A 19359-nucleotide genomic window follows, 5' to 3' on the forward strand; every position below is an offset into this window, starting at 1 on the left:
CGCAGGTGGGGCTGGCGACGCAGGCGATGCTGTGGGAGGCGGGCGTGCAGACGGTGCTGCCGCCGGGCTACCTGTGCTGCGGCTATCCGCAGCGCGGCTCGGGCCAGTACGACAAGGCCGAGAAGATCGTCACGGACAACCGCGTGCTGTTCCACCGGGTGGCGAACACGCTGAACTATCTGGACATCAAGACGGTGGTGGTGTCGTGCGGCACGTGCTACGACCAGCTCGCGGGCTACGAATTCGACAAGATCTTCCCGGGGTGCCGGATCATCGACATCCACGAGTTCCTGCTCGAGAAGGGGATGAAGCTCGACGGGGTGACGGGCACGCGCTACATGTATCACGACCCGTGCCACACGCCGATCAAGACGATCGACCCGGTGAAGCTGGTCAACGAGCTGATGGGTGCGCAGAAGGACGGCTACAGGATCGAGAAGAACGATCGCTGCTGCGGCGAGTCGGGCACGCTGGCGGTGACGCGTCCGGACGTGTCGACGCAGGTGCGCTTCCGCAAGGAAGAGGAGATCCGCAAGGGCGCGGCGAAGCTGCGCGCGATTCCGGTGGTGGCGGGCGACGCGCCGGCGCCGGCCGATGCGGGCACGAACGGCCCGGACGTGAAGATCCTGACGAGCTGCCCGTCGTGCCTGCAGGGGCTGTCGCGCTACAACGAGGACGCGAACCTGGAGGCCGACTACATCGTGGTCGAAATCGCGCGCCAGGTGCTCGGCGAGAACTGGATGGCCGATTATGTCGCACGAGCGAACCATGGCGGGATCGAGCGCGTGATGTTGTGAGGAAACGACCTCGCGAACAACGCGGGCGCGACCGGTTCGCTGTATCGAGACTATGCGTGTGCGGCCAGCATCGCGACAACGTGATCCTGGAGCTCGCGCTCCCTGGCATGGATGAAGAAATGATCGCCGTCGAACCGATGAAGCGCAAACGGCCCGTCGCTGTAGCGGCGCCATTCGCGCAACGCGTCGATATCGACATGCGGATCGTGCAGCCCGCCAAATACGGTCAGCCCGCACCGCAACGCGAAAGGCGTGTCGGTGCAATAGCCTCCGGCCAGCGCCAGATCGGCCCGCAGCGCGCGCAGGAAATGCCGAAGCCAGTCCGGCTCCGACAGCAACGCATCCGGTGTGCCGCCCATCGTCTTCAGCCAATCGATGAGGTCCGGTTCCGGCAATCGATGAAGCGCTAACGGACGAGGCGCAACATGCGGGGCGCGGTGCGCCGCGCAGAATGCGTGAATGGGCCCGCGAAGCCGTCGCCGATCGAGTTCCTTCAGCCATTCGATCCCGACGACACTGCCGAAGCTGTATCCGAAGGTGCCGAACGGCTTGTCGAGCAGCCCGTTCGCGGCGGTGGCCAACGCATCCGTCATCGCATCCAGCGACGTGGGGGGCGCTTCCGAGAAGCGCGTCTGGCGTCCCGGTAGTTCGACCGCCACGACTTCGATCCAGTCGGGCAGATCGAGCGCCCAGCGCCGATAGAGCAGCGAACCGGCACCGGCATACGGGAAGCAGAACAGCCGGTGCGTGGCCGCGGGTTGCGGGCGATGCAGGATGAACCAGGGCGTTATCTTGACTGGCATGCCGATTGAGAACGGAAGTCGTGACGCGTCGCGGCCGCGATCCGGTCCGGGGCGGCGCGCCGATGACGGTGCAGCGTAATCGCAAGGGCCGGCGACGTGTGCCGTCCGACGGTACAGGTTGACGATCCCTCCCGGCCGTGATTGTTCTCGAATGCGGGACGCGACATGTGATCCCGGCATCGGGTTCGCGCCCGGATGCTGCCCCAACGAACAGGTTTTTCCCTGCATGCAAGTTGGTATTCTGCGCTGCGCGATCGTCTTGCACCGTGCTGTCGCGGCCTGCCAACTTCGTATATCGAGACCATGAACGCTGTAATACTCGAAGCCGTTGAAAAGTCGTATCTGATGGGTTCCGTCAACGTGACCGCGCTGCGCGACGTCACGCTCGACATTCGCGACGGAAAACTGACCGTCATCGCCGGTGCTTCCGGCAGCGGGAAGTCGACGTTGCTGAATCTCGTCGGATGCGTGGACCGGCCCGACCGCGGCCGCATCGTCGTGGCGGGCGAAGAGGTCGGTCGTTTGTCGGACGACGCGCTGTCCGATTTTCGTGCGCGACGGCTCGGCTTCGTCTTCCAGAACTTCAACCTGCTGCCGGTGCTCACGGCGCACGAAAACGTCGAATATCCGCTGCTTCTCGCGGGCACGCGATTGACGGAATCCGAACGTGCGCTGCGGGTGCGCGACATGCTCGATGCGGTCGGCCTCGCGGACAAGGCGCAGCATCGTCCGGGGCAGATGTCGGGCGGTCAGCGGCAACGCGTCGCGATCGCACGCGCGCTCGTCGCGTCGCCGAACCTCGTGCTGGCGGACGAGCCGACCGCCAATCTGGACAGCAAGACCGGCCAGCAGATCATCGCGCTGATGCGGCGATTGCAACGGGAGCGGCGCGTGTCGTTCGTGATTTCGTCGCACGATCCGCAGGTCATCGCGGCAGGCGACGACGTCGTCCACATTGCCGACGGGATCGTGTCCGACGTGACACGCTCCGCCGACCAGGAGGCGTTCGCATGAAGACTTTTTCGCTCGCGCTCCGCAATCTGCTGCGCAATCGTCGCCGCTCGATCACGACCCTGCTCGCGATGATCGTCGGCGCGCACGCGGTGCTGCTGTTCGGCGGCTATACGCGCAACATCACGTATGGTCTGCAAACCGATTACGTGAAATACGGCGGCCACCTGCAGATCGAACGCAAGGGGTTCTACGAGTTCGGCAGCGGGAATCCTTCCGCGTACGGGATCGACAACTACGCGGCGATCATCGACGCGGTGAAGGCCGATCCGGAACTGGCGAAGATGGTGCTCGTCGCGACGCCCACGCTGCAGTTGCAGGGTATCGCGGGCAATTTCGACGCGGGGTTGTCGCGTACCGCGCTCGCGCTCGGCGTGCGCGTCGACGACCAGAACCGGATGCGCGCCTGGAACGACTATCACTTCCCCGTGACGATCCCGCCGATGGCGCTGACCGGAACGACCGGCGACGCAGCCGTGATCGGGACGGGCCTCGCGCGGGTGCTCGAACTGTGCGGGCCGCTCAAGGTGCCCGACTGCAACCCGCCCAGGAAGCCCACGGACACCACGCCCGCCTCGCCGCTTCCGGGCGACATCGCGGCCCTTGCCGAGGGGACGCGCGCGGCGCCGGCTGCCGCGGCGGGCGACCGGCGGATCGAACTGCTCGCGGCGACCGCGCGCGGTGCGCCGAACGTGGCGGAACTGCAGGTCGTGAAGGCGGAGCGACAGGGCATCAAGGAATACGACGACATGTACGTCGGCCTGCATCTCGCGCAAGCGCAACGACTTGTCTACGGCACCGAGCAGCCGAAGGCGACGGCGATCGTCGTCCAGTTGCGCCATACGTCGGATTTGCCGGCCGCGAAGGCCCGGATCGAGACGCTGCTGAAAACGAAATTCGCTGGTACGGACACGGAAGTCGTCGATTACACGGTGCTGAACCCGTTCTATGGTCAGGCGCTTGCGATGTTCGCGACGCTGTTCGGTTTTGTCGCGCTCCTGATCGCCGCGATCGTGCTGTTCACCGTCGGCAACACCATGAGCACGGCGGTGTTCGAGCGCACGGTCGAAATCGGCACGCTGCGCGCGATGGGATTGCGCCGCGCGGGCGTCCGTCGCCTGTTCCTGTGCGAAGGGTTGCTGCTCGGCGTGATCGGCGCGGTGCTCGGCGTCGCCAGCGCGGCGTTGCTCGCCGGCGTCATCAACGTCAGCGGGCTGACGTGGACGCCGCCGGGCCGCTCGCCGGTGCCGCTGATCATTCGTGTGTGGGGCGAGAACGACCTGATCGTCGGTACCGCGATCGGCCTGCTCGTGGTGGCGATGCTTTCCGCGTTGCTGCCCGCGCGCCGCGCGTCGCGGATGGAGATCGTCGATGCGCTCCGCTATGCGTGATCGAACGATCGGATCGGGCGTCGATGAAATGTCGATGAAATCGATTCGTCGGCGGATTGTCATGTTAGCCTTCGCCGGGAGCGGCATCGCCATGCTCGGCGCATGTGGCGCGCCGGCCGAGCAGCCGGTTCCCGCGGGTCTGAATCTGTCGTTGACGCGAGCGACGGCGTCGGGTGCGTACGTCGTGACGCTCGAACCGCCGACGGCTCCGCCGCCGCTGAACCGAATCCATGCGTGGACCGTTACCGTGAGCCGTGCATCCGGCGAGCCCGTGCGCGGTGCACGCATCGAAGTCAGCGGCGGGATGCCTCAGCACGGGCACGGCCTGCCGACGCGCCCTCGCGTGGTCGACGGCGACGCAAACGGAACGTATCGGCTGCAAGGGATGAAGTTCAGCATGCCCGGCTGGTGGACGATCACGCTGAAGGTCCGGCACGCGCAGCGCGACGACGACGTGACGTTCAACGTCGTGTTGCCGCCGGCGGTGGCGTCGTGACGGTCGACACGGGCGCCATGCCTGATTACTGGATGAGTTCCCTACACGGAGAGGCTTCAATGCGAAAAGTCATGCTGTACTGGATGATGTTGCTGCTCGCGCCGTTTGCATCGGGTATCGCGAACCTTGCCCATGCCGGGCCGGCGAGCGAAGCGTCGGCGCCGGCCGCCGCCGTGCCCGCGGCGGCACGCGCGGACCGGCTGCCCGCCTATCAGCCGCGCTTCGGGCGCACGCGCCCGATCGTCGCCGTCGTCGGCGAAAACTACTATACCGAGCTGACCGATTACGTCGTTCCCTATGGCATCGTGGCCGAATCGGGCGCGGCGGATCTCGTCGCGCTCGCGACGAAGCCCGGCCCCATCCGGATGTTCCCGGCGCCGATGAACGTCATTCCGGACGAAACCACCGCCCAGTTCGATCAGCGCGTGCCCGAAGGCGCGGACTACGTGATCGTGCCGGCCGTGCATCGCGACAGCGATCCGGCGCTGCTGGCATGGGTGGCCGAGCAGGCGAAGAAGGGCGCGACGATCATCGGCGTGTGCGATGGCGTCTGGGTGGTCGCCCGTGCGGGGCTCCTGGAAGGCCGCCGTGCAACGGGGCACTGGTATTCGATGAACGATCTGCGCAAGAAGTTTGCCGATACGCGCTGGGTCGACGGCAAGCGTTACGTTGCCGACGGCAAGGTCGTCACGACGACCGGCGTCACCGCGACGATCCCGGTATCGCTTGCGCTCGTCGAGGCGCTCGCCGGGCGCGAACGCGCGCTGCAGGTCGGCGAGCGGCTCGGACGGCCTGCATGGTCGTCCGAGATCGCGAGCGACCGCTTCAACCTCGGTTTGCCGGCGATGGCGACGATCGCGACCAACTACGTGTCGTTCTGGTCGCATGAGGATTTCGGTATCCCGATCGCGCCGGGTGTCGACGAAATCGCGCTCGTGCTCGAGGCCGACGCCTATTCCACGACGTTCCGCTCGACCGCCTACACGGTGGCCGCGAACCGCGAACCCGTGCGCACCCGGCGTGGGCTGACGATCGTTCCCGATCGCGTGGCCGGCGTCGACGCGCCGACGCGGATGCTGTCCGCGCCGATCACGCGCTACCCGTTGCATGCGCTCGATGCATCGCTGAACGCGATCTCGTCCGAGTTCGGCAAGCGCACGGCCGCATGGGTCGCACTGCAGATGCAGTATCCGGGCTACTGAGCTGCACACCGCAGCGTCAACCCGTTCCTCCCCAAGCCTGTCGGTTCTCCACCCGTTTTCGGGTGGGAGCCGAACTCGTCCCTGTCATTCCGTATTTGCCCCGGAGATTCCGATGCAGACGCATTCGATGGCGCGCCTGGGCGCCGCCGCGATCCTCGCACTCGCCTGCTGTACCGCACACGCCGCGCCCGATCCGCAACGCATCCTCGCCGCGAGCGATGCCGTTCGCAACCCGAGCGAACCGTTCACGCTGAATGTCACGCTGACGCAGTACACCGACGGCAAGCAAACGGATTCGAACGCACTGACCGCCTATTCGCGGATCAACCCGGCGAGCGGTCAGTTTCGCAGCCTGATTCGATTCGCCGCGCCGGCGCGCGATGCGAACAAGCTGATGCTCAAGAGCGGCAACGATCTGTGGTTTTTCGATCCGGCGAGCAAGGCGACCATCCGTATTTCGCCGCAGCAACGGTTGCTCGGGCAGGCGTCGAACGGCGACGTGGTCACCGTCAATTTCGCCCAGGGATATCGCGCCCAGGTCGAGGCGGAGGAGGACGTGCAGGACGGCGAGCGCCAGACGCGCCGCGCCTACCGGTTGAAGCTGGTCCAGAGCGTATCCGACATGACGTATCACTCGATCGAGATGTGGATCGACACGACGGACGCGCGACCCGTGAAGGCACGTTTCTTCAGCGAGAGCGGCAAGCTTCTCAAGACGGCGTTCTATCGACGCTTTCAACAGCAGCTCGGTGCGTTTCGGCCCACCGAGATCGTGATCATCGACGGGCTCAATCCGAATCTCGTGACCGTGATGCGATATGCGGACTACGTGGCTCGGGAGATTCCGGATGCGTGGTTCCAGTCCGATTTCATGGCGCGTTTCCAGCCTGAATGATGACGCGCATCGGCATCGCCTGTATCGCGTTGGCCGGCATGGCGAGCGTATGCCATGCCAACGACGCGGAAGAGGCCGGGCTGGCGCTGGCCGACGCGACGCCGGTGCAGAAGGTCGACGACGGCAAGTACCAGTTCAGTCTTGAACCGGGCCTGCGTTTCGCCACCTTGCGCACGGGCGGCACGCGGACGGCCACGCGGCTGTCGCTCGACCTGACCGCGCGTCATGCATTCTCGAACGGCTGGGGCATCAGTCTTGCCGACCGACTCGACCTGAACGGTCCGTGGCGCTTCGATGGCGATTCGGGCGCGATCAACACGCTGAAGGAACTGTATGTGGACGGCCGCGTTGGCGGCGGCAGCACGCTGCTGCAGGCCGGCCGCGTCAATGTGCGGCTCGGCGTGGCGACCGGCTACAACCCCACCGACTTTTTCCGCGACAACGCCGTCCGTTCCGTGACCTCGGTGGATCCCGCGAGCCTGCGCGAGAACCGGCTCGGTACGGTGATGCTGCGCGGCCAGCAATTGTGGGCCGACGGCTCCGTCAGCGCGCTCGTCGCGCCGCGGCTCGCGGATCGCGCGACCGACGCATCGTTCTCGCCCGACTTCGGCGCGACGAACCAGCGCACGCGCTGGATGCTTCAGTTCAGCCAGCGCGTCGTCTCGGATCTGTCGCCGCAAATCGTGATCTACGATGACGGCAAGCCCGGCAGTTCGCCGCAATTCGGCGTCAACCTGGTCCATCTCGTCAACAATGCGTGCGTCGGATACGTGGAGTGGTCGGGCGGGCGAGGGCCGTCGACGCTGGCACGTGCGCTGGGGCAGCCGTACAGCGATGTCGCGTTCCGCTGGAAACTCGCCACCGGCGCAACGTGCACGACGTCGCGCAATCTGTCCGTCACGCTGGAGTATGACCGGGACGGCGCCGCGCTCGATCGTGCCGGTTGGCAGGCGCTGCGCAATGGCCCGCCGGCCGGTTACGCCGCGTATCGAACGCTCGCGGCCGCCCAGCAGGATCCCACGACCCGCGACGGGCTCTTCGCGATGGTCAGGTGGCAGGACGCGTGGATCCCGCGTCTGGATCTCTCCGGTTTCGTCCGGTTGAATCTCGCCGATCGCAGCCGGCTCACCTGGCTCGAGGCGCGTTATCGCTTCGCCAGAACCGATGTCGCGCTGCAATGGCAGATCAATGCGGGCGCGTCGTCGACCGAATACGGCGCGCTGCCACAGTCGAATCTCTTCCAGTTGCTCGTCAAGCACTATTTGTGAAGTGGCAGCGCCACCTGCTCCAAGGAGAAGAACTGCATGAAACACTATGTAACGTCGGGCCATGAATTGCCGCAGTGGCCGTCGCCGATCAGCCATGCGGTGGTCGCGAACGATACCTGCTATCTCAGCGGCCAGCTTTCGCTGGACGTCGACGGCCGCTATGTGCCCGGCACGCCGGCCGAAGAAGCGCGTCGCGCGTTCGCGAACCTGTTCCGTGCGATCGAGGCGGCGGGATTCAGCCCGCGGGATCTCGTGTTCGTCGACATCGCGTTCTCCGACATCGGTGCGCTCGCGGAGGTGAACGACGTGTATGCCGATCTGTTTCCTGAGGATCGCCGGCCTGCGCGAACCGTCTATCAGGCCGCTGCGTTGCCGTTCGGCGGCCAGGTCAAGGTGATGGGCGTCGCCGTTCGCGACGCGTCGCGCTGACGCACGACGGCGGGGACGATCAGCGCTCGACGATGGGGCCGGAAAGCGCGCCGAGCAGCGCGACGAGTTGCCGTTGCTCCTCGTCCGACAACGCGATCCTTTTCAGTTCGCTATGCCCGATCGCGGCCGCGGGCGTGTCCGCGTAGTGGCGCATCACGGCGTCCAGCGACGCGAATTGACCCGCGTGCATGTACGGCGGCCGCAGCGCGACGTTGCGCAGGCTCGGCGTCTTGAACGCGCCGAGCATTTGGGGATCGTCGGTCGAGATGAACTGCAGTTCCTCGCACTGCTCGGGCTTCGCGTCGCTGAACGGCCCCATGCAGTTGAATTCGTCGTGCAACACCTTGGCGACCGCCGCCGCGCGACCGGGATCGGCAGCCGTTCCGCTACGCGGCGGTACGCCGATGTTGTGGAACTGCCGGTCGCTCAGCATGGGCCCGGTGTGGCAGGTCATGCATTGGCCTTTGTTCACGAACAGGCGAAGGCCCGCCTTTTCGGTCGGCGTCAGCGCGGCGAGCTTGACCGGATCGCCGGTCCGGACGCCGTCGACATAGGTATCGAAGCGTGAAGGCCCATATTGAAGCGTCGCTTCGTACGCCGCGATCGCCTTGCCGAGATTCGCGAACACGCGCGACACGTCGGTGCGGGTGCGTTCGTGGAGCCCTTGCCAGGCAGCTTTCTCCGCGTCCGTGCCGAGCGGGCCCCCGTCACGGGGCAGCGCGCGCAGGTCGGGCAACGGTCCGAACAGCGGCTCGTAAGCGTCGCGGTAGTGCTCGGCAAGCACATGGGCGGCGCGCAGCCGGGTACCGCCGTGTTCGTTGTGATCCTCGATCGGCCCGATCGCCTGCGACCACACGCTATCCTTGCGGCCGTCCCAGAACAGCCACGGCGCATCGGTCGTGCCGACGACGGGCATCGTGCGACGCGCGCCGATGCCCAGGCCGATCGCCAGCGGTCGCCCGTCTTCGAACTGGCGATCGGGGGTGTGACAGCTTGCGCAGGCGATCGCGCCGTTTCGGCTGAACCGAGGATCCGAGAACAATCGCTTGCCGAGCTGGGCCGCCCGTGGGGATGCGGCCATGCGATTCGACGGGTCGACTTTGGCGACGACGTTCGCGGGCAGGCGCATCGATTCGAGCTGTGCGCGTTCGTCGGCGCGCCAGTGGTCCGGCGCGTCGGCGGTTTCCGCCATCGCGTCGGCCCGATGCCCCGGCCATGCGGTCCAGACGAGCAGCGCGCCGATCATCGACGCGGCCGTGAGCCCGTAGTGCGTGCGGGACGGCCGTCGCACGCGACGGCCGGACTCACGCGATCGCATCGATCGTGCGCGATGCCGGCAGCAGCGCGCGCGTATTGCCCGACATCAACCACTTGCGTTGCACCGGCGCGACGGCCGCGAGCGGGCCATCGGCGGCGAGGAACTGCTCCATGACCTTGCGGTGGCCGCCCGAATTGCGAAAGACCGGCCAGTCGGTGCCGAACAGAATCTTGTGATTGATGTTCATGCGGAACAACTCCGCGAGGGCGACCGGCCACCCCCGCGGGTGCTGCGAGCCGAGAAATGCGCTGACGTCGAGATACACGTTGGGTCGATACGCGCACTGTCGCGCGCAAGCGTCGACGTGATGGACGGCGCCGTGCGCGAGGATGAAGTTCACGTCGGGAAAATCGAACGCCGCACGGTCGAGCAGATCCGGATGCGAGTACGCAAACTCGAGCGCCGGGCTGGTCGGCCCCACGTGCAGAAGAACCGGCAACCGGTGGGCGCGACAGATTTCGTACAGCGGGTACAGGCGCTTGTCGCTCGGGCTGTAACCGCACGGCGGATAGAGTTTCAATCCGGAAAAGCCGTACTCGACCACGCCTTTCTCGAACAACGCGACACCGTCCGCGCCCCAACGCGGATCCATGCCGCCGAAAACGTGAAAGCGCTCGCCGTGACGCTGCAGAATCGCATGATGCTCGGCATACATCTCGGCGATCGTGAGATCGCTTTTCATCACGTACGTGAAATCGGGCAGCAACACCACGGCCTGCTCGATCCCGGCCGACGTCATGTCGGCCACGAGTGCATCGCCGAAGTGGTCCTGGCTTTGCGCGAGATAGGTATCGAGCAGTTCCGATCGCGATTTCCGTACGCCGTTGGCGACGAGCCGGACATGAACGTTGGCGCAGAATCCCTCGAGGAACGCGGTGGGGATGAAGCGCGTCGACGCGATGTGGCAGTGCGAGTCGATGATCGGCCCGTCGTAGATGGCGTGGCTCATACCGATGCTTTGGCGGGGGCGGTGCGTTCGGCGTCGCGACCCGAGAGCATGCCGAGCGCACGTTCCTTGAGGTCCGCCACGCGCTGCATCATGAAGTGGCCGGCATGCATCTTCCCGTTCGCGCGGGCGTAGTCCGGCAACGTGCCCCACGTCTGAAAACCGTAGTGTTCCCATACACGGTGAGCGGGCGTGCCGTCCCGCACGTCGAGCGTCAACAGTTCGACATTGTCCCGATCGCATTGCAGCGCAATCTCGACGAACGCGGCGGGCAGCACGCCACCGCCGCGACAGGCGTCGTGGATCATGCCTTTCGCGAGATCGGTGATATGGCGATTGTTCGGGTTCAGGTTGCGGCGCAACGTGCACAGGCCGATCAATTGCCCGGTGTTCGCGAAGATCGTCAGCAGGCGCACCTTTTCCGCGGCGAGATTCGAGCGCAGTTCCTCGAGATAGCGGTTCGCTTCCGCGTCCGTGATCGTTTCGGCGAAGCCGATGATCGGCGCGCTTTCGCTCGTGCGCCGCATCAGTTCGACGATCTGCGCGCCCAACGTATCGTCGACGGCGTTCGTCCAGCGATAGGTGACGTGCGTGACGTTGGCCTTCGGCAACACGATCGGATACTGCGCGCCGTCGGCAAGCAAGGTACGGATGGAGTCGTTCATGAGTGTCCCTGGATCACGTGGTTTCGAGGGCCACGGCGCTTTCGGCGCGTGGCGGGGGCGCGATGGTGCACAGGTCGTCGAGCACGGCCTGGAGGCCATGATCGACCAGCCACTGATCGTCGTAGATCGTGTCGAGATACTTGGTGCCGCTGTCGGGCAGCACGAGCACGATGTTGGCCGGGCCTTGCAAGGTGGCGACGTAGCGGCGTGCGGCCTGCGCGATGGCGCCGGACGAACCGCCGAGCAGCAACCCTTCGTCGAGCGCGAGGCGGCGGCAGCCGACGAATGCATCGCGATCGACGATGCGCATCGTTTCGTCGACGAGGTGAATCAGGATGTTGCCGGGCTGAAAACTGAGCCCCGCGCCGTTCTGCAGATGCGGCCGGTAGGTGCCGCCGAACACGACCGAGCCGTCGGGCTCGACACCGATCACGCGGGTGGCCGGGTCGCGCTCCTTCACGTAGCGTGCGATGCCGCTCAGGTGGCTGCCGGTGCTGGCGGACACGATCACGGCGTCGAGCCGATCGGCGAGCTGGGCGACGATTTCGGGCCCGGTGGAGTAATAGTGGGCGTCGATCGCGGCCGGATTGTTGTATTGATCGAGGTTCACGCAATTCGGCACGCTCGCGGCAATCGCTTTCGCGACCGCAATGCGCTTGCGCTGATAGCTGCCCGTCTCGTCGGGGTGTTCGACCATCTCGACCTCTCCACCGAATGCGCGCACGAGATTCGCATTCGTCTTCGGTGTCTTCGGATCGAGCACGCAAATGAAGCGATAGCCGCGCGTGGCGCACAGCATCGCGAGTGCGTGCCCCATGTTGCCCGACGTCGATTCGACGATCGACCAGCCCGGCTTGAGGCCATGGTCGCGCTCGGCCTGGCGGAGCAACTGCAGCGCGCTCCGGTCCTTCACGCTGTTGCCGGGGTTGTAGCACTCGAGCTTTCCATACACGCGGATTCGCCTGTGTTCATTCGACAGGCTTTTCAGATACAGCAGCGGCGTATCGCCGATCAGTTCGACAAGGCTGTTTGCGTACATTCGACATCTCCGACCAGCGGGTTGGCGTTGGCTTGTGCGTCGTTTGCGAGTTGTACGACGCGACCGGCCGCGTGTGATCCGGCTTGCTTCACAGTGCGACTTTAGTGATCGATGCCCGGGGCCTGTAACTGTCCGAACGGGCATCGGAACGCGCGTGCGTCACAGTTCGCCCGACTCCATCTCCATCTCCATCTCCGTTTCCATCTCGCCACGGTCGGCCGCCCGGAGGACACGCAGCCTCGGATGCGGCAGTGCGTCGGGTGTCAGCGCCCGAGCGCCGACGAAGGTGCCGACGAGTTGCGCGAGCAGCGCCGCATTTTGGTGAATCATGTGATGACTGCCGGCCTGGAGCTCGACCTGGATCGGGCGAAGCTGGGCCGACGTAATGGCTCGCGCACGTATCGCGCAGGTCATTTCGTCGTATTCGCCGGTCACGAGCAGCGCGGGGATGCCGGCGATCGATCCGTCGCGTTCGGCTTCGATCCGATGGGCGCGGAAATTCAGCAATTGCCGGCTGTATTCGATCATGTTCGCCGGCGACACGAACGGTGCGTGCAGCCAGTGGCGGGTCGCCGAATCGGGTAGCGCGAACATCGATGCGTGGCCGCCCTCGCGTGCGTCGCTTCGTGCCCGCTTCTCCAGCAACCCGATCATCGATTTGGCCATGCTGTTCGCGGCCTTCGGCATGCGCGCGACGAGCGAGCACATCGTGTTGAGATTGTTTTCGTACGCGCTGTCGGCGCCGTCGTAGTCCTGCGCGCCGGCAAACGACGGAGCGATCAGGCTCATCGACGCGATGCGGCCGGGCAGTGCGCGGGCCAGCGCCAGCGCGTATCGGGCGCCTCCGCACCAGCTCGCGACGTGAATCACGTCGATGCCCTCGACGTCGAGCAATTCAGCCACGCTGCGCGCGTAGCGGTCCGGCGCATCGGGGCTCGAATAGTAGGCGCGGGTCAGTTCTCCATCGGCTGGCGTATCGCTTGCGTCGTCCGCCAGGTAGAGGGAGAAATCCGGCGCCAATCCGGCCGCGAAGTCGTGCCACACGTCGTGCGGGATGCCGAATGCGTTGATGAGCAACATGGCCCGCGGGCCGCGCCCGGCAGTGAGATACCCATGCCCGCTGCCGGTCGTGATCCGGCGCGCGGACGGCAGGTCGACAAACCGGGGCGCGTCGCGCCGTTCGTGCCGGGCCGCGTGAGCGGCGACGCGTGACGCGATCCGGGCTCGCCAGTCGAAGCCGTCGCAGCGCAGCCGGTGAGAACGGATGTCGGCCGGCGGCACGGGCGTGTGATCCGCGTATCCCAGCATGTGCTCGGCATGCTTCAGATTCGTTTCGAGCAGCGCGAGGATGGCATCGGCGCCGGCCTGGTCGGCATCGCTTCGCGTCGGAATGGGCACCGCTTGCGCGACGCTTTCAGCGAGTTCGCGCCACGCAATACGCCGGTCGCCGTGCACGACGTGCAGGCCGGGCGACGCTTCCGTCGCAAGCCAGGCCAGCACCGCTTCGGCCGTCAGCAGGCAAGCTGTGCCGGCCGTTTCGGCGGGCAACGCCAGCGGTTCCTGCTCGAAGTACGTGTCGGCGCGGCGGCGCACCTCGAACACGGTTTCGGCGACCGCGTCGGCGAGCGTGTCGAGCGACGCCGGCCAGCGCGTCCCGGCTTCGCCGATGGCCGCCGTGCCGTCCGCGAGCGCGTCGCCGAGCACGACGATGCATGCGTTCGCAACGGATGCGGACGCAACGTCGAGCGTGGCCGACAGGAGGCGGGGCAAGGACGCGAATTCGCGTGTGCGACGCATCTCGGGATCGTCGACGACGATGGCGAGCCGCCCGGAATCGGGCGCGTTCAATGCGTCGCGAAGCCGGGCGATGCGCGGGTACGCGCCGAGTGCCGTAGTCGTGTCGCCGGCCTCGGCCGCCGCGCGCAGCGCGTCGAGGTCGCCGGCATCCAGCAGGAAGACACGGTCGCCGCCGGCCGACGACATCCTGCATGCGTCGAGCGGATGATCGTTCATCGTCATCTCGTTACGCTTTCACGGACAACAGCATGTCCACCAGATCGACCGCATCGCCGATGGTTTCGAGGTTCGCGACCTGCTCCGTGTGCGAGGCGAAGCTGATGCCGAGCCGATCCTCGGTCAGCGCCATCAGCGACAGCAGCGAGATCGAATCGAGCATCAGATCCGACGTCAGCGACGTTTCCCGCGTCAGCATGTCCGGCGCAATATCGAGCGCAGCAATTTGCGGAATCAGTTCGGTAAGCGTAGCGAACACGTTCGCGTGGTCGTCCATCGGATTCTCCAAGTGCCGTAGGGGTTCCGCTTTATAGCGTCAAGGCACCGCACTGCCTACCTGCACTGACGTACAGGGTTGGCGCGGACGGGGAAACACTCGCCCGAACGGACAGGTTTCAGTCTTGAAAGCCGCCATTACATTGCCGGTTACCTCACCGACAGGGAACGATCATGACCCTCACCAAAGAAGCCGTGCTGATGGACAAAGCGACGTTTTCCCGCGCGCTGCGCGAAACACTGGACGAGCAGCTCACGCTCGATCACCCGATCTTCGCGGAGTTGTTCACGCCTCAGAAAAACTGGCGCTTGCTGAAGATCATCTCGCTCGAGGGATACCAGATCACCCGGTACTTTCTCGAGTACATCGAGAACCTGTATTTCCGCTGCCCGTTTCCCGACCACAAGCGCCGGCTGCTGTACAACCTGTTCGAAGAGGAAACCGGGCGCTTCTCGAAAACGAAGAACCATGTCGAGCTCATGGAAGACTTCATTCGCGCGCAAAACATTAGCGACGAGGAGCGCGATGCATGGACGCCGTCCGCGGCCACGCGCGAGTTGATCGACTATCGCCTCGAGAACTGCAAGGGCGAGGGCACCTACCATATCGGCGCCGCCGCGGTGATGATCGCGAGCGAAGGGCAGAGCCTGGAAACCCGTGCGGGCGACGCGCGCCACTCCATTCTGGCGAAGTGCTACGGGCTCACCGAGGAAGACACGCGATTCTTTTCGGTTCACCAGAAAGAGGACGTCGCGCACGTCGCCGAGGGCATCTCGCTCGTGACCGACCTGTGCACGACCGTGGAGATGCAACAGGAAGCGCTGTTCGCGGTGCGCCACACGTGCAAGCTGTTCTGGAACATGTATGAAAGCGCCGCGCAGAAGTATTACGCATCCGCCGAGGGCGTCGCGCACGCGTGACGGGACGACGCCGATGATGACCTTCGACGATCTCGTCGCGCGCTTGCGCGACAGCAGTCATACGCTGACCTTTGTCGACGACAAGGGGGCCGAAACCGTCCGGACCTTCCACGAACTGTTCGAAGACGTGCTTGCCACGGTCGAGCGCGGCAAGGCAATCGGCCTCGTACCCGGGGCGCGCGTCGGCATCGCGGCGCCGAACGGGTATCCGTGGATGGTGTGGGATCTGGCATGCATCGAGCTCGGCTGCGTATCGGTCGCGTTTCCGAACGATGGCCTGATCGATACGTGCGACGCGTTGATCGAGCGCTACCGGCTGAGCGTGCTGGCCGTGGACGCACGATGGCTCGATACCGCCGGCGCGGTCGCCGGGCGCGTCGTGGATATCGATCCCGCCAGCCGCGGCGATTCGCACACGCGTATCGAGCCGGTGCGGGTCGAGCATGCGCCCGATACCCATTCCCTGGTGTTCAGTTCGGGCACGACGGGCAGGACCAAAGGGCTCGTGATGAGCCGCCGCGGCACCGCGCACTTGCTCGGCCTGTATGGCGACGCATTCGGCGTCGCGCCGGGCGACCGGTTCCTGACGTTCTTGCCGTTCGCGAACTATCAGCAACGGATGACGTACTACTTCTGCCTGTATCACGGGATCGATCTCGTGTCGGTGCCGTTCCACGGACTCTTTCCGGGTCTCAAACGGCACCGTCCGACGTTCATGATCGCCCCGCCGGTGCTGTACGAGACGCTGCATACGCTGGCGCGCGCGGCTGCCGGGCCGGGCAGCGACCCGTCGACGCTCGCCGAGCGACTGAGCGCGCTGACCGGCGGCAACATCCGCTACATGGTCACCGGGATGGCGCCGATCAAGCGCGCGGCGCTCGATTTCTTCTGGGATTGCGGGATCGCGCTGTACGAGGCGTTCGGGATCACCGAGGCCGGCATGGTTGCGTGGAACAAGCCCGGGCACGTGCGTGTCGGTACGGTCGGCCAGCCGGCGGAGCCGGGCAGCGTCTCGTTGCTGGAGGACGGTGAAGTCGTCGTCACACGGAACGCGCTGCTGTCGCTCGGCTACTTCGATGCGCCGGAAGAAGACACTCGCGCGACATTCATCGCGCCGAATGCGGTCGCGACGGGCGACATCGCCGAATTCGACCGCGACGGCTTTCTGCGCGTCGTCGGGCGCAAGAAGGACGCGATCGTCACGAGCAACGGCGAGAAATTCCATCCCGAGCCGATCGAGGCGCTGCTGTATCGCGATCCGCGTGTCGACGTGGCCGTGGTGATGGCGGGCCCGCAAGCGGGGCTCGGCGTCGTCATCGCGACGCGCCGGCCGGACGATCTGGAAGTCACCGACGCGCTGCGCGCACTCGTCCGTGCGGTCAACGGCACGCTGCCGGCACAACGGCAACTGGTGAAGGTGATTTTCACCGACCGCGCATTCGACGTCGAAGGCGGATTGCGCACGCGCAACCTCAAGCTCAATCGCCGCGCGATCGCGGACGCGTTCCTGCGAGACGCATGAGATCACCCCCGTGCGCGAGCCGCCGCCTTCGCGCGGCGGCTCGCACAGACCTCATTCTGGATACACCATGACGACGCATCCGAATCCGAACGTGTTTCAGATGGAAGTCGAACCGACCTCCATCATCGAGACGCTCGCCCATCACACCGAGCGGGACCCCGACCGTGTCGCGCTGACCATCCTGCGCGACGGCGAAGCGATCGAAAGCGAGAGCACGTTCGAGGATCTGCATGCCGGCATGATGCGCGTGGCGCGCGGACTCGCGCAATTGACCGGGCCGGGCGCTCGCGTGCTGCTGTTGTTGCCGACGAGCGCCGAGTTCGTCTGCGCGTTCTACGGATGTCTGGCATCGGGGCGCGTGGCCGTGCCGGCCTATCATCCGCAGCAGGTCCGCAAGGTCGCGCAATGGGCGAAGCTGCACGCGATTGCCGACAATTGCGGCGCCACGCTGATCGTGGCGCCGGCGACCTCGATCGATACCATCGAGACCCTGCGCGCGACGCAGCAGCTGTTCACCGGCTGCACGCTCGTCACGTACGAAGCGCTCGTCGACGCCGGGGCGCGGGACACGTCGGCGTTGCCGCGCATGCCGGCGCCGGACGATCTTGCGTTCCTTCAATACACGTCGGGATCGACGGGCACGCCGAAGGGCGTGATGATCACGCACGGCAACATCATTGACAACCAACGGTCGATCGCGCTGCTGATGCGGCACGATCGCGACACCCGCATGCTGTCGTGGCTGCCGCTGTATCACGACATGGGGCTGTCGATGCCGTTGCAACTGGCGTCAATCGGGCTGTCGGTGGTGCTGATGTCGCCCGTTGCGTTCGTCCAGCAGCCGGGCCGATGGTTGCGCGCGATTTCCGCACACCGTGCGACGACGTCCGGCGGCCCGAATTTTGCGTATGCGCTTGCCGCTGCCGCGCTCGACGGAAGCGATGACGGAGGCCGGCTCGATCTGTCCAGCTGGCGTGTCGCGTTCTGCGGCGCGGAGCCGATTCATCGTCAGACCGTCACCGAGTTCATCGACGCCGCATGCCCGCACGGCTTCGCCCCGGGGGCGTTCTATCCGTGCTACGGGATGGCCGAGGCGACGCTGATCGTGTCGGGTGTCCCTTACGGCGAAGGCGCCCATTACCTGGACGTCGATAACGTGAAGCTCGCCGCCGGCATCGTTGAACCGGTTCAGCCGGGCGCCGCGAACGCGAAAAGTCTCGTGTCGTGCGGCGGCACGGCGCCCGGCACCGAGATCCGGATCGCGGGCCCCGATGGTCGCCCGGTCGCCGACCCGAACGGTGTCGGCGAGATCTGGGTGCGCGGCGGCGCGATCGGCGTGGGCTACTACGGCAACCCGGAAGCAACGCGGTCGACGTTCGGCGCGCATTTCGATGACGAGCCCGACGCACGTCCGTTCCTGCGCACGGGCGATCTGGGCGCGCGCGTCGACGGCCGCCTGTACGTGACCGGCCGCGTGAAGGACATGCTGATCGTTCGCGGACGCAACCTGTATCCGCAGGATATCGAAGCCTGCGTGCAGGACGCCGTGCCGGCGTTGCGTCGCGGATGCGGCGCCGCCGTATCGGTGCAGGCGGACGGAGAAGAGAAGCTCGTGATCATCCAGGAAGTCGGTCGCACCGCGCGCCGGACGCTGGACCTCGACGCCACGCTGCGCGCGATGGTGGTCGCGATCGGCGAGGACTTCGGGGTCACGCCGCACGCGATCGTGCTGGTCGAGCCGGCGACCATCGAAAAGACTTCCAGCGGCAAGATCGCGCGCGCGCTGTGCCGTCGTGCGTATCTGCAAGGCGAACTGCGCGCCGTCGCCAGCTGGACCGACGGCGCCTACGCGATGGAGGCGGGCGCTGCACGGGACGGTGCGGTGGCGCCGGCTGTCGCCGAGGTGGAGACCCGTTCCGAACCGATGCTGATCGAGCGCGAGATCGCGGACCGGATCGTACGGATCGTCGCCGAGCGGCTCAAGATCGCCGAGACGCAGGTGTCGCGCACGGCCGCGTGGGTCGAGATGGGTTTCGACTCGATGAGCGCGCTTCAGTTTTCGTTGAAGGTGCAGCACACGATCGGGCTGACGTTCGACGCCGCCGTGCTGTGGGACTGTTCGAACGTCGAGCAGCTTGCGGCGCACCTGGCGCGGATGCAGGGCGCGGCCGATGCGTTGCGATCGAGCGACGCGCCCGCGTCGGCCGCCGCGCACGCGCATCCCGAGCCGATCGTCGGCGGCGCCGACGCGCCGCCTACCCGGGATCAGCTTGCGGCGCTCTCCGACGCGCAGGCCGAAGCGTTGCTGCTGAAAGCGCTGCAGCGCTGAGCCGATCCCCGGCAGTCTCGTTCCGCGAACGTCTGGAG

General features: G+C 66.0%; 18 protein-coding genes. 11 read left to right on the forward strand and 7 right to left on the reverse strand.

Going from position 1 to position 19359, the window contains the following annotated elements; genetic code table 11:
* Nucleotides 1-797 (forward strand): DUF3400 domain-containing protein (locus AC3IFE_RS24885; RefSeq protein ID WP_489192646.1); only part of this gene is annotated, 797 nt, incomplete at its 5' end.
* A 50-nt stretch (nt 798-847) separates the two neighbouring features.
* Here the strand turns inward: AC3IFE_RS24885 and AC3IFE_RS24890 are convergent.
* Nucleotides 848-1828 (reverse strand): thioesterase II family protein, encoded by a 981-nt coding sequence (locus AC3IFE_RS24890; protein ID WP_489192648.1) that lies wholly within the window; start codon nt 1826-1828, stop codon nt 848-850.
* Between the two features lie 75 nt (nt 1829-1903).
* Here AC3IFE_RS24890 and AC3IFE_RS24895 point away from each other — a divergent pair, with 75 nt between their 5' ends.
* The 7 genes from AC3IFE_RS24895 (at nt 1904) to AC3IFE_RS24925 (ending at nt 8292) form a co-directional block, all read left to right on the forward strand.
* Complete coding sequence (locus tag AC3IFE_RS24895) at nt 1904-2614, forward strand: ABC transporter ATP-binding protein (RefSeq protein WP_089470957.1); 711 nt, start codon at nt 1904-1906, stop codon at nt 2612-2614.
* Nucleotides 2611-4002, forward strand: coding sequence for an ABC transporter permease (locus AC3IFE_RS24900; RefSeq protein ID WP_089470958.1), 1392 nt, complete (start codon nt 2611-2613; stop codon nt 4000-4002). The genes AC3IFE_RS24895 and AC3IFE_RS24900 overlap by 4 nt, the downstream gene beginning before the upstream one ends.
* Nucleotides 4003-4063: 61 nt before the next feature.
* Complete coding sequence (locus AC3IFE_RS24905) at nt 4064-4498, forward strand: FixH family protein (protein ID WP_489192651.1); 435 nt, start codon at nt 4064-4066, stop codon at nt 4496-4498.
* Between the two features lie 59 nt (nt 4499-4557).
* Nucleotides 4558-5700, forward strand: a complete 1143-nt coding sequence (locus AC3IFE_RS24910; protein WP_489192653.1) for a DJ-1/PfpI family protein — start codon at nt 4558-4560, stop codon at nt 5698-5700.
* 112 nt (nt 5701-5812) lie between these two features.
* A complete protein-coding gene (locus AC3IFE_RS24915) occupies nt 5813-6595 on the forward strand; it encodes an outer membrane lipoprotein-sorting protein (RefSeq protein WP_489192655.1) in 783 nt (260 codons plus the stop codon).
* Complete coding sequence (locus tag AC3IFE_RS24920) at nt 6592-7863, forward strand: hypothetical protein (RefSeq protein WP_489192657.1); 1272 nt, start codon at nt 6592-6594, stop codon at nt 7861-7863. The genes AC3IFE_RS24915 and AC3IFE_RS24920 overlap by 4 nt, the downstream gene beginning before the upstream one ends.
* 36 nt (nt 7864-7899) lie before the next feature.
* Nucleotides 7900-8292, forward strand: a complete 393-nt coding sequence (locus AC3IFE_RS24925; RefSeq protein WP_089470962.1) for a RidA family protein — start codon at nt 7900-7902, stop codon at nt 8290-8292.
* Between the two features lie 19 nt (nt 8293-8311).
* Here the strand turns inward: AC3IFE_RS24925 and AC3IFE_RS24930 are convergent, their stop codons facing one another.
* From AC3IFE_RS24930 to AC3IFE_RS24955, 6 genes are all read right to left on the reverse strand, one after another.
* Nucleotides 8312-9583, reverse strand: coding sequence for a cytochrome-c peroxidase (locus AC3IFE_RS24930; protein WP_489192659.1), 1272 nt, complete (start codon nt 9581-9583; stop codon nt 8312-8314).
* 13 nt (nt 9584-9596) lie between these two features.
* On the reverse strand, nt 9597-10559 hold the full coding sequence (locus tag AC3IFE_RS24935) for an amidohydrolase family protein (RefSeq protein ID WP_089470964.1): 963 nt from the start codon (nt 10557-10559) through the stop codon (nt 9597-9599).
* Nucleotides 10556-11221: a GNAT family N-acetyltransferase gene (locus AC3IFE_RS24940; RefSeq protein ID WP_089470965.1), complete on the reverse strand. Its 666-nt coding sequence runs from the start codon at nt 11219-11221 to the stop codon at nt 10556-10558. Before AC3IFE_RS24940 ends, AC3IFE_RS24935 begins: the two co-directional genes overlap by 4 nt.
* A gap of 13 nt (nt 11222-11234) precedes the next feature.
* Nucleotides 11235-12260 (reverse strand): PLP-dependent cysteine synthase family protein, encoded by a 1026-nt coding sequence (locus AC3IFE_RS24945; protein ID WP_301740218.1) that lies wholly within the window; start codon nt 12258-12260, stop codon nt 11235-11237.
* A gap of 159 nt (nt 12261-12419) precedes the next feature.
* A complete protein-coding gene (locus AC3IFE_RS24950; RefSeq protein ID WP_489192662.1) occupies nt 12420-14273 on the reverse strand; it encodes an alpha/beta hydrolase in 1854 nt (617 codons plus the stop codon).
* Nucleotides 14274-14283: 10 nt separating this feature from the next.
* Nucleotides 14284-14550, reverse strand: coding sequence for an acyl carrier protein (locus AC3IFE_RS24955; RefSeq protein WP_089470967.1), 267 nt, complete (start codon nt 14548-14550; stop codon nt 14284-14286).
* Between the two features lie 173 nt (nt 14551-14723).
* Between AC3IFE_RS24955 and AC3IFE_RS24960 the strand changes: the two genes are divergently transcribed.
* The 3 genes from AC3IFE_RS24960 to AC3IFE_RS24970 all read left to right on the forward strand — a co-directional run bounded on the left by AC3IFE_RS24960 (nt 14724) and on the right by AC3IFE_RS24970 (nt 19321).
* Nucleotides 14724-15470 (forward strand): iron-containing redox enzyme family protein, encoded by a 747-nt coding sequence (locus AC3IFE_RS24960; protein ID WP_050016614.1) that lies wholly within the window; start codon nt 14724-14726, stop codon nt 15468-15470.
* Between the two features lie 13 nt (nt 15471-15483).
* Nucleotides 15484-16992 (forward strand): AMP-binding protein, encoded by a 1509-nt coding sequence (locus AC3IFE_RS24965; protein ID WP_489192666.1) that lies wholly within the window; start codon nt 15484-15486, stop codon nt 16990-16992.
* Nucleotides 16993-17059: 67 nt separating this feature from the next.
* Nucleotides 17060-19321, forward strand: a complete 2262-nt coding sequence (locus AC3IFE_RS24970; RefSeq protein ID WP_489192668.1) for an AMP-binding protein — start codon at nt 17060-17062, stop codon at nt 19319-19321.
* Nucleotides 19322-19359 lie beyond the last annotated feature (38 nt).

It is taken from the genome of Burkholderia sp. APQ4-4ca, from assembly GCF_057837105.1.

Coding starts and splice junctions, on each gene's coding strand:
- AC3IFE_RS24890 (WP_489192648.1), bottom strand. CDS start 1,828: ATGCAGGGAAAAACCTGTTCGTTGGGGCAGCATCCGGGCGCGAACCCG.
- AC3IFE_RS24895 (WP_089470957.1), top strand. CDS start 1,904: ATGAACGCTGTAATACTCGAAGCCGTTGAAAAGTCGTATCTGATGGGT.
- AC3IFE_RS24900 (WP_089470958.1), top strand. CDS start 2,611: ATGAAGACTTTTTCGCTCGCGCTCCGCAATCTGCTGCGCAATCGTCGC.
- AC3IFE_RS24905 (WP_489192651.1), top strand. CDS start 4,064: ATGTTAGCCTTCGCCGGGAGCGGCATCGCCATGCTCGGCGCATGTGGC.
- AC3IFE_RS24910 (WP_489192653.1), top strand. CDS start 4,558: ATGCGAAAAGTCATGCTGTACTGGATGATGTTGCTGCTCGCGCCGTTT.
- AC3IFE_RS24915 (WP_489192655.1), top strand. CDS start 5,813: ATGCAGACGCATTCGATGGCGCGCCTGGGCGCCGCCGCGATCCTCGCA.
- AC3IFE_RS24920 (WP_489192657.1), top strand. CDS start 6,592: ATGATGACGCGCATCGGCATCGCCTGTATCGCGTTGGCCGGCATGGCG.
- AC3IFE_RS24925 (WP_089470962.1), top strand. CDS start 7,900: ATGAAACACTATGTAACGTCGGGCCATGAATTGCCGCAGTGGCCGTCG.
- AC3IFE_RS24935 (WP_089470964.1), bottom strand. CDS start 10,559: ATGAGCCACGCCATCTACGACGGGCCGATCATCGACTCGCACTGCCAC.
- AC3IFE_RS24940 (WP_089470965.1), bottom strand. CDS start 11,221: ATGAACGACTCCATCCGTACCTTGCTTGCCGACGGCGCGCAGTATCCG.
- AC3IFE_RS24945 (WP_301740218.1), bottom strand. CDS start 12,260: ATGTACGCAAACAGCCTTGTCGAACTGATCGGCGATACGCCGCTGCTG.
- AC3IFE_RS24950 (WP_489192662.1), bottom strand. CDS start 14,273: ATGAACGATCATCCGCTCGACGCATGCAGGATGTCGTCGGCCGGCGGC.
- AC3IFE_RS24955 (WP_089470967.1), bottom strand. CDS start 14,550: ATGGACGACCACGCGAACGTGTTCGCTACGCTTACCGAACTGATTCCG.
- AC3IFE_RS24960 (WP_050016614.1), top strand. CDS start 14,724: ATGACCCTCACCAAAGAAGCCGTGCTGATGGACAAAGCGACGTTTTCC.
- AC3IFE_RS24965 (WP_489192666.1), top strand. CDS start 15,484: ATGATGACCTTCGACGATCTCGTCGCGCGCTTGCGCGACAGCAGTCAT.
- AC3IFE_RS24970 (WP_489192668.1), top strand. CDS start 17,060: ATGACGACGCATCCGAATCCGAACGTGTTTCAGATGGAAGTCGAACCG.